The 12,316-nt window shown below is 58.5% G+C and carries 11 protein-coding genes; 6 read left to right on the top strand and 5 right to left on the bottom strand.

What is annotated here, in order from left to right; genetic code table 11:
• The 5 genes from Q1B15_RS22880 to Q1B15_RS22860 form a co-directional block, all read left to right on the top strand.
• On the top strand, window positions 1-354 hold a 354-nt coding region (locus Q1B15_RS22880; protein WP_299758470.1), incomplete at its 5' end, for an acyl-CoA dehydrogenase family protein.
• Between the two features lie 54 nt (window positions 355-408).
• A complete protein-coding gene (locus Q1B15_RS22875; protein WP_299758468.1) occupies window positions 409-2,397 on the top strand; it encodes an acetate--CoA ligase family protein in 1,989 nt (662 codons plus the stop codon).
• Window positions 2,397-3,182, top strand: a complete 786-nt coding sequence (locus Q1B15_RS22870) for a carnitinyl-CoA dehydratase (protein ID WP_299758466.1) — start codon at window positions 2,397-2,399, stop codon at window positions 3,180-3,182. The genes Q1B15_RS22875 and Q1B15_RS22870 overlap by 1 nt, the downstream gene beginning before the upstream one ends.
• A gap of 67 nt (window positions 3,183-3,249) precedes the next feature.
• Window positions 3,250-3,936: an HAD family hydrolase gene (locus Q1B15_RS22865; RefSeq protein WP_299758464.1), complete on the top strand. Its 687-nt coding sequence runs from the start codon at window positions 3,250-3,252 to the stop codon at window positions 3,934-3,936.
• A gap of 93 nt (window positions 3,937-4,029) precedes the next feature.
• Entirely contained in the window at window positions 4,030-5,586 is a 1,557-nt protein-coding gene (locus tag Q1B15_RS22860) for a trimethylamine methyltransferase family protein (protein ID WP_299758462.1), read from the top strand.
• Here the strand turns inward: Q1B15_RS22860 and Q1B15_RS22855 are convergent.
• From Q1B15_RS22855 to Q1B15_RS22840, 4 genes are read right to left on the bottom strand one after another with little or no spacing between them, the layout of a single operon-like run.
• Window positions 5,583-6,149 carry a sarcosine oxidase subunit gamma family protein gene (locus Q1B15_RS22855; RefSeq protein WP_299758461.1) on the bottom strand — a complete coding sequence of 189 codons (567 nt, stop codon included), beginning with the start codon at window positions 6,147-6,149 and terminating at the stop codon, window positions 5,583-5,585. The genes Q1B15_RS22860 and Q1B15_RS22855 overlap by 4 nt on opposite strands.
• The gene (locus Q1B15_RS22850; RefSeq protein ID WP_299758459.1) at window positions 6,142-9,045 is read right to left on the bottom strand and encodes a sarcosine oxidase subunit alpha family protein; all 2,904 of its coding nucleotides are present in this window, start codon (window positions 9,043-9,045) and stop codon (window positions 6,142-6,144) included. The genes Q1B15_RS22855 and Q1B15_RS22850 overlap by 8 nt, the downstream gene beginning before the upstream one ends.
• Window positions 9,042-9,329, bottom strand: a complete 288-nt coding sequence (locus tag Q1B15_RS22845) for a sarcosine oxidase subunit delta (RefSeq protein WP_299758457.1) — start codon at window positions 9,327-9,329, stop codon at window positions 9,042-9,044. The genes Q1B15_RS22850 and Q1B15_RS22845 overlap by 4 nt, the downstream gene beginning before the upstream one ends.
• 11 nt (window positions 9,330-9,340) lie before the next feature.
• A complete protein-coding gene (locus Q1B15_RS22840) occupies window positions 9,341-10,591 on the bottom strand; it encodes a sarcosine oxidase subunit beta family protein (protein WP_299758455.1) in 1,251 nt (416 codons plus the stop codon).
• A gap of 57 nt (window positions 10,592-10,648) precedes the next feature.
• Here Q1B15_RS22840 and Q1B15_RS22835 point away from each other — a divergent pair, with 57 nt between their 5' ends.
• Window positions 10,649-11,650, top strand: a complete 1,002-nt coding sequence (locus Q1B15_RS22835; protein WP_299758453.1) for a GlxA family transcriptional regulator — start codon at window positions 10,649-10,651, stop codon at window positions 11,648-11,650.
• Window positions 11,651-11,692: 42 nt separating this feature from the next.
• Here Q1B15_RS22835 and Q1B15_RS22830 read toward each other — a convergent pair whose 3' ends face one another.
• A complete protein-coding gene (locus tag Q1B15_RS22830; protein WP_299758451.1) occupies window positions 11,693-12,118 on the bottom strand; it encodes a nuclear transport factor 2 family protein in 426 nt (141 codons plus the stop codon).
• Window positions 12,119-12,316: the final 198 nt, after the last annotated feature.

Raw genomic sequence — 12,316 nt, 5'->3', positions numbered from 1 at the left:
GAACGCAAACAGTTTGGGCAACAAATCGGAAAGTTTCAGGGAGTTAGCTTTCAACTGGCTGATATGGTGACAGAAATTGATGCAGCGGACTGGCTGACCTTGGCGTCTGCCTGGCGGCTTGATCAGGGGTTGCCTGCCAATCGCGAGATCGCCAGCGCCAAACTTTACGCCTCTGAAATGCTGGCGCGGGTCACGGATGCGACGCTTCAGATTTACGGCGGCATGGGGCTGATGGATGATCTACCCATTGCACGATTCTGGCGCGATGCCCGCGTCGAGCGTATCTGGGACGGCACCTCAGAAATACAGCGCCACATCATCGGGCGTGAGCTTCTGCGGCCTCTGGGGGGGTGAAGATCTTGGGCCTCCGGCGGGAGTATTTTTGCCAAGAAGAAAGACCAGACGGTCATGCGTGATCTGAAACGTCTTCTTCATCCGGAATCCATCGCGGTTTTTGGCGGGGCGTGGGCGGAAAACGTTGTTCGGCAATGCGACACATCCGGGTTTCAGGGCGCAATATGGCCGGTGCATCCGACGCGGGAGACGATTGCGGGGCGGCGGTGTTTTCGCTCGGTGGCGGAATTGCCAGGCTCCCCAGATGCGGCGTTCATCGGCGTGAACCGCCATGCTACGCTGGAAGTTATTGACGCGCTGAAACGGGCGGGTTGTGGCGGTGCAATCTGTTTCGCGTCCGGGTTTGCCGAGACGGGCGACCATGATCTGCAAGCGGATTTTGTATCCCGCGCGGGCGATATGCCGGTGCTGGGGCCGAACTGCTACGGCGTGATCAATAGCCTTGATGGGGCGACGATCTGGCCGGATCAACAGGGCTGTCGTCCGGTGGCGCGTGGGGTGGCGATCCTGACGCAGTCGTCCAATATCGGAATGACTCTGACGATGCAGCAGCGTGGTCTTCCAATCGCTTATCTCGCCTGCCTTGGAAACGCTGCGCAGACCGATTTGGCCGATTTGGCCGAGGCGATGTTGGCGGATGACCGGGTCACCGCGCTAGGCGTCTATATGGAGGGCGTTGGCGATGCGCGCGCTTTCGCGCGTGTGGTGGTGCAAGCGCGCGCCTCTGGCAAAGGGGTCGTCGTTTTGAAAGCCGGGCGCAGCGCGAAGGGGCAATCGGTGGCGATGACCCACACTGCCTCGCTTGCGGGCGGAGGCGTGGCGTCGTCGGCTTACCTAAAACAGATCGGAGCGGGCGAGGTGCGCACGCTTCCTGAGCTGATTGAAACGTTGAAAATATGCCATGCCAATGGACCGCTTACCGCGCAGACGTTTCTTTCCGTCTCGTGCTCGGGCGGTGAGGCCGGGCTGGTTGCCGACGCCGCCGCGGCGACGAGTTTGGATTTTGCACCCGTTCCGGATGCGCAATCCGCGCGCTTGTCTGAATTGCTGGGGCCCTTGGTCACCATCTCGAATCCTTTGGATTATCATACGTTTATCTGGGGGAACGTGCCCTTGATGGCGGATGTTTTCACCACTGCAGCGAGTGGATTTGATGCGACGCTATTTGTGATTGATCAGCCGCATCCAGGCCGCTGTAATGTGTCCAGTTTCGAGCCTGCCTTCGAGGCCATGATCGCGGCGAGGGCGCAATCGGGTAGGCCGGTCTTTGCGGTAGCGACATTGCCCGACACCATCGACGAGGCGCTTTCGGACAGGCTTTTGCAGGGGGGTGTGACCCCGCTTTTGGGAATCAACGACGCGCTGGCTGCCTTGGAAGCCGCGCGAACCCCTCCGGGCACGGACGGTTGGGCGCCGTGGCGCGCGCGCGCTTCGGAGATTGGGGAGATGCTTGACGAAGCGGCAGCCAAGGCGCTTTTGGCGGCGGCGGGAATTACGGTGCCGCGCGGTGTGACCTCACCGGTGCTTGCGGGGGTTGATCCTGGCGATTTGTCGCCGCCGTTTGCGCTTAAGGGTCTTGGGTTTGCCCATAAATCCGAAGCCGCAGCCGTACGTCTGAACATCGACACACTGAAAGATTTTTCGCCAATTCACGGCGCATCGGGCTATTTACTTGAGGAAATGGTGACCGGCGCGGTCGCCGAGGTCCTTATCGGTGCGGTGCGTGATCCGGTTTACGGGGCCACCCTGACGCTTGGGGTCGGCGGGGTGCAGGCCGAACTACTGGCAGACACTGTCACGTTGATTGCGCCGGTGACGGGCGTTGAGATCGAGGCGGCATTGACACGCCTGCAGCTTTGGCCGCTGCTTGATGGCTATCGCGGGATGCCAAAAGCAGACGTCGCCGCGATCGTTGACGCTGCGCTGTCGGTGCAGGCGATGATGGCGCAGGACGGCAGCCTGATCGACATTGAGATCAACCCGCTTATGGTACGTGAAAACGGCGCTGTTGCCGCTGATGCGCTGATCCGAAAGGACTTATAATGACCGAGACTGCGATCCGCACAAGACGCGAAGGCACCATCCTTGAGGTGACGCTTGACCGGCCCAAGGCCAATGCAATTGACCTGCACACCAGTCGCGCAATGGGCGAAGTATTTCGCGATTTTCGCGATGATCCGACCCTGAGCGTGGCAATATTGCGCGCGGCGGGGGACAAGTTCTTTTGCGCCGGGTGGGATCTAAAGGCCGCAGCCGACGGCGATGCGGTCGACGGGGACTACGGCGTTGGTGGCTTTGGCGGGCTTCAGGAATTGCCGGATATGAACAAGCCGGTGATTTGTGCCGTAAACGGCATTTGCTGCGGTGGTGGATTCGAGTTGGCACTATCGTGCGATCTGATTGTGGCCTCAAGTACGGCAAGCTTTGCGTTGCCGGAAATCCGCTCTGGCACGGTGGCGGATGCGGCCTCGATCAAATTGCCCAAGCGCATTCCCTATCACGTTGCGATGGATTTGCTTTTGACTGGGCGATGGATGGACGCCGAAGAAGCCTCCCGCCTTGGATTGCTGCGCGAAGTGGTGGCGCCCGAGGAGCTGGATGATGCGATCTGGGACCTTGCTCGGCTGATCGCTTCGGGTCCGCCGCTTGTTTATGCTGCGATCAAAGAGGTTGTGCGCGATGCCGAGGATTCTAAGTTTCAGGATGCTTTAAGCCGTATAACATCGCGTCAGCTACCCACGGTAGATCGGCTATATGCGTCTGAAGACCAACTTGAGGGCGCGCGTGCCTTTGCGGAAAAACGTGACCCGGTCTGGAAGGGACGGTAGGGGGGGGCCTGCCCGCCGCGCTTAGCGCCTCCCCCGAGGTATTTATTGAAGGATGAAGGTGTAGATCATGCCCCGGATTGAAGCGATAATCTTCGACAAGGACGGCACATTGTTCGACTTTGCGGCCAGCTGGGGCGGCTGGGCAGTGACTGTTCTGGATCATATAGCAACGATCGCGCCGGATGCGGTGGGCGATGTTGCCACGGCCATTGGATTTGATCCCGTCGCGCGCGTTTTTCATCCAGACAGCGTCGTCATTGCCGGCTCAGCAGCGGACGTCGCAGTGGCGGCGGCGGCATACCTGCCCGCTGGGTTTGACCTGATTTCGGTGATGGACCGCTATGCCGTGGAAATGACGCCAGTGCCTGTTCCGGGCTTGTTTGAAGCCTTGTCCGCTTTGGGAGTGGGGCGGGTTTTGGGGCTTGTCACAAACGATTCAGAAGCACCGGCGCGGGCGCATCTGGAAGCACATGCAATTACGCATCACTTTGATTTCATTTCCGGATATGACAGCGGGTTCGGGTCAAAGCCAGAGCCGGGACAGCTGCTTGAATTTTGTGCTGCGACCGGAATGCGCGCGGGCGCAACTGCCATGGTTGGCGATAGCAGGCACGATCTGCAAGCCGGCCGCGCGGCGGGTATGACGACGATTGGTGTCCTGACGGGGCTTGCGGAGGCAGAGGCACTTACAGATCTAGCGGATGTTGTGCTGCCTGACATCGGGCATATCGCAGGCTGGCTGTCGGCGTCTTAGGGGCGGATTTCCAAAAACGACAGATTGTGTCGCGGACGCGTCGGCGATCCGACTGGGATTTTCCAAAGATGGTCTCAACCCAAGGAGATCATCATGGCCGACGTCACCGAGCGTAAACGCAGATCCGGAGGCCGGGCCGGAAACACGCGTCGCACGTCCAGCGATGTTATCCAACAGGCCCCCTGGATCATTCCTGTGAACACAGATCGCCCGACCGAACCCTTGAACGAAGAAGGCGTCGAGGCAATACACAACGGCGCGATGCGCATTCTTGAAGAGATCGGGATCGACTTTCTGAACGAAGAGGCCTTGGACCTATTCAAGGAAATCGGTGTTAAGGTTAACGGCTCGAACGTACGAATGGATCGGGAATGGGTGATGGAGATGGTGGCGAAAGCCCCGTCCGAGTTTACGATCACGCCGCGTAATCTGGACCGTCAGATCACCATCGGCGGGCGCAACATGGTGTTCGGAAATGTCTCGTCGCCGCCGAATTATTTCGATCTTGAGACGGGGAAAGTTCCAGGGACCCGCAAGCAGTGTCAAGATTTGCTAAAACTTACGCAATATTTCAACTGCATCCATTTTGCCGGTGGATACCCGGTTGAACCGGTCGATATTCACGCAAGAGACCGTCATCTGGACGTGGTTTACGATAAATTGACGCTGACCGACAAAGTCATGCATGCCTATTCGCTTGGTAAAGAGCGGGTCGAAGATGTCATCGAAATGGTTAAGATTGGGGGCGGTCTTTCGGAGGAAGAATTCCAGTCGCGCCCGCACATGTATACGAATATCAACTCGACTTCACCGCTCAAGCATGACCAACCGATGATCGATGGGTGTTTGCGTATGGTGCGGCGTGGGCAGGCGGTAATTGTCACGCCGTTTACGCTTGCGGGTGCGATGGCGCCGGTCACAATGGCCGGAGCAGTTGCCCAGTCGATCGCCGAGGCAATGGCGGCTATTGCATTGTTCCAATGGGTAAAGCCAGGCTGCCCCTGTGTCTTGGGAACCTTCACATCGAACGTCGATATGAAGACAGGCGCGCCTGCGTTCGGAACGCCCGAATACATACGCGCCACGCAGATGACGGGCCAGATGGCGCGTTTTTACGGGCTGCCGCTTAGGTCTTCAGGATCGTGCGCGGCGAACGTACCAGACGGGCAGGCGATGTGGGAAACGACCGCCTCGCTTTGGGCTGCGGTTCAATCCGGGACCAATGCCGTTTACCATGCAGCGGGATGGCTTGAGGGCGGGCTGATCGCAAGTCCCGAGAAGTTCGTGATGGATTGCGAGGTTTTAGGCCAACTCATCCGCTATTTTGATCCGGCGATCACAGCGACAACACCCGACGACATCGCGGTGGAAGCTATCCGTGAAGTTGGCGGCGAAGGGCATTTCTTTGGAATCCAGCACACCCAGGACCGCTACGAGACGGCCTTTCATCAACCTTTCTTAAGCGATTGGCGCAATTATGAAGGATGGGAAATTGCCGGTGGCATCTGGACAGCGGAGCGTGCGCATCACCTTTTCAAAGATATCGTAAACAGCTTTGAAGCCCCTCCTATGGACGTCGCCGTGCAGGATGAGCTGGCGGATTTTGTCGCTAGACGAAAGTCAGAAGGCGGTGCGCCGACCGATTTCTAAGGCGCAGTCCAGCGACAGGATGTTTCGACCGCGTGCAGGAACGACTGCGCAGATGACCTTGCGGACATCAGCAGAAAACGGTCCGCTTCTAGTCGTATGATGAGGGCGCCTAAATGTTCCATCATCGTGCGCGCTGCGGCTCCGTTTGGGAAGGTCTGCGAATCAAGATCGAGGGGGCAGATGCGCTCCAAAGCGGCGGTCGCTCCGGCCCCGGACAGCTCAATGATGGCCCATGCGTCGGTCTGCATGGTCGTGTAGGCGACGTCGGTGAGTTCCGCCTGGACCGAGGTCTCGGACAAGCCGCCGTCTGGGGTGAACGCCAGCATCATTTGGTCCGCCGCCAACGGAATGGCACGCATCGCGCCAGCGTTCAAAGAGGCGGTCGCGCCCGGCATGGAAAGCCCCCACACATCTTTGATTTTTGCGGCAAGCGCTTCATATCCTGCATGCGGCGTTGCCACCGAAATCAACGCAATGTCAGTGCGTTCTGTCAAAACGCAGCTTGCGAAGGTAAGGTTAACGTCACCCAAAGCGGGCGCCGCTGTCAGAGGGATGTCAGCCACGTTGACGGTCTCCTTCGGGGTCGATGTGATGCGGCGAGCAGACCTCGACCATGACGTCCTGTCCACGGATCGGACTGAAGGCGCGCAGTCGTTCACCATGTCGGTCGCGCCCGCGTTTGAGGAAGCCCAAACCAATTGAATGGCCAAGCTCTGGTGAGTAAGCAACTGAGGTCATCCAGCCCTGATCGTGGGCCATATCTTCGGGGTCGCCTTCCACAAAAAAGTGCGCCCCGGCAGTCAGGAACACGTCTCGGTCAATCGGGCGAAGACCAACAAGTTGCAGGCCATCTTCGCGCACCTGTTCGGGACGGTCGAGAAGAGCGGCGCCGATGAAATCTTTCTTGCGTGAGACCATATTTCCCAGCCCGATCATCCGCGCATCGGTCTGCCCGTTCAACTCGTTGCCCGCAACATGGCCCTTTTCGATCCGCATCACACCAAGCGCTTCGGTGCCGTAGGGCGTCAGATCAAGCTCTTCGCCAGCCGCCATCATAGCGCGGATCATTGCATCGCCGTATCGGGCAGGGACCGCGATTTCATAGGCCAATTCGCCGGAAAATGAGATCCTGAACAAGCGCGCGGGTGTGCCACCAAATACGGTGCATGTCGTGCAGGCCATGAAGGGGAATGCCTCGTTTGAAAGGTCCAGATCGTCGACAACTTTTTGCATCAGCGCGCGTGATTTTGGTCCCGCAACCGAGAATTGCGCCCAGGCGTCGGTCGTTGAGATCAGATGAACGTCAAGGTCAGGCCAAAGGCATTGGCGCGCAAATTCAAGGTTGCGGAGCACCAGAACCGCGTTGGCCGTTGTCGTGGTCATAACGAAGTGCGTCTCGGACAATCGCGCGGTCGTTCCGTCATCGTAAACGGTGCCGTCTTCGCGCAACATTAGCCCATAACGGACCTTGCCAATAGGCAACTTCAAGAAGGCGTTTGCGTAGATTTTATTGATGAATTCAGCTGCATCGTGGCCCTGAATGTCGATCTTGCCAAGCGTCGTGACATCGCAAATACCGACACCGTTGCGGGTTGCCTTCACCTCGCGGTCAACACTGTCGCGCCAACTTTTTTCACCGGGACGCGCATACCATTCGGCGCGCTTCCACATGCCGGCTTCCACAAAGCTCGCGCCGTTCTCATTGGCCCAATTGTGGCTTGGCGTACGACGTGTGGGGCGAAAATTCTTGCCACGCGCGCGGCCTGCGAAGGCGCCGATGGCCACTGGACTATAGGGTGGGCGGAAGATCGTCGTGCCAGTTTCGGGGATGGTTTTGCCGGACGCATCCGCCATCAGGGCAAGCCCCAGCATGTTCGAGGTTTTGCCCTGTTCGGTGGCCATTCCAAGTGTCGTGTAGCGCTTCAGATGTTCGACCGAACGGAAGCCTTCTCGGTAGGATTGTGTAATGTCCTTAGTGGTCACATCGTTCTGCAGATCGACCCACGCGCGGTGTTTACTTTCCTTAACGTGCCAGATTGGCGCCGTTGCGAAGATCTCGTCGCTGGCTCTTGGAGCGGTGCCGAGCGACCCAGACTTTCCCAGATCGGTCGCAACGCGTGTGGCCACTTCGTGTCCTTCGGCAAGGGTGGCGGCCAGCGTCATCGTGCCTGCCGCAGCCCCGGCCACGACCATTCCGGGGGGCAATTCGCCGCCCGGCACAAACGCTGCGATGTCATCGCGCCATTCAGGGCGGCCCCGGTGATGGCTGCTGAGGTGGACGTTGGGCGACCAGCCACCCGAGACGGCCAGACAGTCGGCCTCGACGTGACGACCGCGGTTCAGGAAGATGGTGTTCAAGCCTTTGCGTCCATTGGTGTTAACCACCACGTCGCCCTCGCGCGCGTCGATAATCCGTGTCACGTCTATGCCCTTGGCGCGCAAATCTTCCGCGGTCTTCAATCCGTCGTCGTTGTTGGTAAACACCGCGATCTTACGGCCCGGAGCGACGCCGAAACGGTTCACATAAGTCCGCACAGAGCCCGCAAGCATGATGCCGGGGCGGTCGTTATTGCCGAACGCCATCGACCGCTCGGTCGCGCCGGCGGCCAGAATAGCGCGCTTGGAATAGATGCGCCAAAGCACCTGCCGGGGTTTGTCACCGCTGTCGGGAAGATGGTCGGTCATCCGCTCCAATGCGCCGAAGATGCCATGATCGTAGGCGCCGTAGATGGTCGTGCGTTTCATCAGCCGGACGTTGTTCATAATTGCTAACTCAGCAATGACGCCAAGCGCCCAATCCGCACCGTCCATGCCGTCAACCGCGTAGGTTTCCGCGTTCAGACGTCCGCCCATGCGGAAGTCTTCGTCGGCCAGTATAACCCGCAGTCCCGCACGACCGGCAGCCAATGCGGCGGCCAATCCCGCTGGTCCCGCGCCGATAATCACCACATCGCAGTGGAGGTATCCGTGGTCATAGGTGTCGGGGTCTTCCATGCCAGAAAGCTTCCCAAGACCCGCAGCAGAGCGAATGATGGGTTCGTAAAGCTTTTCCCAGAATGCCTTTGGCCACATGAAGGTTTTGTAATAAAAACCGGCACTTAAAAATGGCGATAACAAATCATTGACCGCGAGAATGTCGTGCTCAAGCGACCCGCGATGGTTTTGACTGGTCGCGGAAAGCCCCTCGAACATCTCGATCGTGGTGGCGCGGGTGTTGGGTTCCAACGCCGCACCTTTTCGCAATTGTACAAGCGCGCTCGGTTCTTCTGACCCGGCCGAGAATATCCCGCGGGGACGGTGGTATTTGAACGACCGGCCCACAAGGCGCACAGCGTTCGCCAGCAAGGCCGAGGCCAACGTGTCGCCGGGATGGGCAGTTAACCAGCGCTCATTGAACTGGAATTTCAGCGTGCGCGACCGGTCGATCTGGCCGCCGTCAATGCGATTGGACTGGCTCATTTTGAACGTCCTTTGCGGCGGGCCACATCGCGGGCCAATTCCACCGAACTGATCTCGTGCGTCAGCGTGTTGCGGGTCACCACAAGCCACGAGCGATCCCCCTGTTCGTGATACCAAAGCTCATGATGTTCGCCTGCGGGATTGTCGCGCAGGTAGACATGCTCATACATAGCCTCCTCGACATTTTCGCCGAAGCCTTCGGGACGCTTGATCATATTGGCGTCGCCAAGATAGACAAATTCTGCGGCATCGCGGGGGCCGAGAAGGGGGTGCTTAATGATCATGAATAGCCTCCTCAGTGCAAATTCGGTTGGGGGCCTGCGCCCTTTTCGTCGATTGGTGCGCCGCGCCGGAACCGATCAAGACGAAGCTGGGTCGCCACCGGGTGCGGCGCATCCTTGGCGAGTAAATGCGCGTAGCAAAAGCCGGACGCTGGCGTCGCCTTGAATCCGCCGTAACACCAGCCGCCGTTGAAATAGAGCCCGCCGATATGCGTACGGTCGATGAAGGGTGATCCATCCATCGACATGTCCATCAAGCCGCCCCACATCCGCAAAAGCCGCGCGCGTCCAATCATGGGCATCAATGCCATGCCGCCTTCGCAGACGTCCTCGACCACGGGCAGGTTTCCGCGTTGGGCATAGGTGTTGTAGCCGTCGATATCGCCGCCGAAGACTAGCCCGCCCTTGTCGGATTGGCTGACGTAAAAGTGGCCCGCGCCGAAGGTGATGACGCCTGGCAGGGTGGGTTTAAGGCCCTCAGAAACAAAGGCTTGCAGGACGTGGCTTTCAATCGGCAGACGCATGCCGGCCATAGACATCACGCGGCCGGATGATCCGGCGACACAGACCGCGACCTTTTTGGCGCGAATAGTGCCGCGCGAGGTTTCAACCCCTTTGCAAACGCCATTGTCGATCTGAAAGCCGGTGACTTCGCAGTTTTGCAGGATATCGACGCCTTTCATGTCTGCGCCGCGCGCAAACCCCCAGGCAACGGCGTCATGGCGCACCGTCCCGCCGCGTTGCTGCCAGAGTGCGCCCTTGATCGGGAAGCGCGCGTTGTCAAAATCAAGGTAGGGGCATTTTTCGCGGATTTCTGCCTCGCTCAGCATAACGCCACCCGAGCCAGTCAGGTGCATTGCATTGCCGCGCCGTGCAAAGGCGTCGCGCTGGCTGTCCGAGTGGTACAGGTTCAGGATGCCGCGCTGGCTGACCATGGCGTTATAGTTGAAGTCCTGCTCAAGACCTTCCCACAACTGCATTGAAAGCTCGTAAAACGGCTGGTTGCCTTCCAGCAGATAATTTGAGCGAATAAGTGTGGTATTGCGCCCGACATTTCCGGACCCAATCCAGCCCTTCTCGACCACGGCGATGTTCTTCATGCCGAACTTGTTCGACAGGTAGTACGCCGTCGCCAACCCATGCCCGCCACCGCCAACAATGATGATGTCGTATTCGGGCTTAGGGTCAGGCTCGCGCCAGGCAGGCGCCCAGCCTTTGTTGCCCGTCAGGCCCTGTTTCAGAATGGTAAGTGCGTTGTATCGCATCGCCTGTCCGCCGCGCTAATTGACACGTAAGTCTATTGCGATGCATGGTTTGTTGGGATGCAAAAACCAGCCGTTTCTATATTAAATCAGGACGCTGACACGCGACCCTTCCGAATTGGTATTGTTCCGGTGCCGGGCTTTGCGATCATGTCTTATGCCAGCGTCGCCGACCCGCTGCGCGCAGCTAATCTGCTGTCCGGAAAGCGGCTTTATGACATTGTGCATTTCGCCCACAAAACGCCCGCCAAAAGTTCCGGAGAGGCGGCAATTTCGAACTGCGTCCCCATCGGTTCGACCGAGCCCCTTGATCTTTTGCTTGTCATCGCTGGCGGCGATCCTTTTGCGCTAAACGACAAGGTGCTTTTTGAATGGTTGAAACGTCGCGCGCGGGCAGGATTGCGCGTCGGCGGTGTGTCGGGCGGGCCGGTTCTTCTGGCGCGGGCGGGCCTGATGGACGGGCGTCGGATGACCGTCCATTGGGAACACGCGGCAGAGCTTGCGGGCCGCTTTCCCGACCTGATGATCGAACGGCGCCTTTACATTATAGACCGCGACCGGGTGACTTGTGGTGGCGGAACCGCGCCTTTGGATTTCATCCACGCGCTGCTGTCCGACCGTCACGGCGCTGACTTTGCGCGCCTTGTCAGCGACTGGTTTTTGCACACCGAAATCCGCGCAGCGGCAAGCCCGCAAAGGTCGGGCGTCCTTGCTGGCGAAACCACCCGGTCCCCGCATATCCAACCTGTCATCGCGGCGATGCAAGACCACATCGGCGACCCCCTTTCGCTCCAACAGCTTGCGTTGATCGCGGGCATCAGCGAGCGTCAGTTGAACCGTATCTTCGCGCAGGTTCTCGGCGTCAGCGCGATGAACTACTACCGTCGGATGCGGCTCGGTATTGCGCGGCGATTGGTGCAGGGATCGGCGATGAGTGTGGCCTCCATCTCCGAGGCGACCGGCTTTTCAAGTTCGGCGCATTTCTCAACCGCCTACGCGATGTGCTTTGGGAATCGCCCCTCGATGGATCGCACGATTGTGAACCATGCCGCATGTCCTTAAGTCGGATTCTTACGAAGGTCCGGACTGCGGACGGAGCCGCCGCTACTTTGGTACAACCACCATAGTCAATGTTTGAGACAATATCTTACCGTCTTCGATCACGAAGGTATCTGTCGCGAACTGATAAGAATTGTCGGGCGTTTCAGCGGTCCAAACGATATGCGCGACATTGTTGTGAACGTTTGTGTGGGTCAAATTGAATTCAGTGCCTTCTTGCGAGAACTCAGCAATGAATGCCTCGAATGCGGGCTTCATCTCATCTGGGCCGGTCATCATCACATCTGGCAGTATTAGCACGGACTCATCCGTGTAATCGGATAGCATACCCTCCAGGTCCCCCGTGCCAAATGCAGTCAAGTGGTGGTTGAGAACTTCCTCCGTCGACATCGCGTGTGAATCAGCAAGTAAAGGTTGGCCGACAAGTGACAACGCAAGCGCGATTATTCCAATCACAGCAGAATTATTCATTGTATATCCCCCAAAAATCTTATCCAACATTCCCCAAGTAGAATGCCGTTCTTTCCAGTTTGTACCGGTTTTGCGTGCCGATCAAGGCTCTTGGACAAGCTGTGCTGGTACTCGGTGATCTGTCGTGCGGCCTGATCGCTATTTCGGGTTCGGCTGCAGGTTAGACCCGGCTTTTTGGCTGAACATCACCGGCCCAGA

Source organism: uncultured Boseongicola sp. (genome assembly GCF_937988555.1).
Lineage (GTDB): Bacteria > Pseudomonadota > Alphaproteobacteria > Rhodobacterales > Rhodobacteraceae > Boseongicola.
This window is presented reverse-complemented; position numbering and strand designations above follow the sequence as displayed.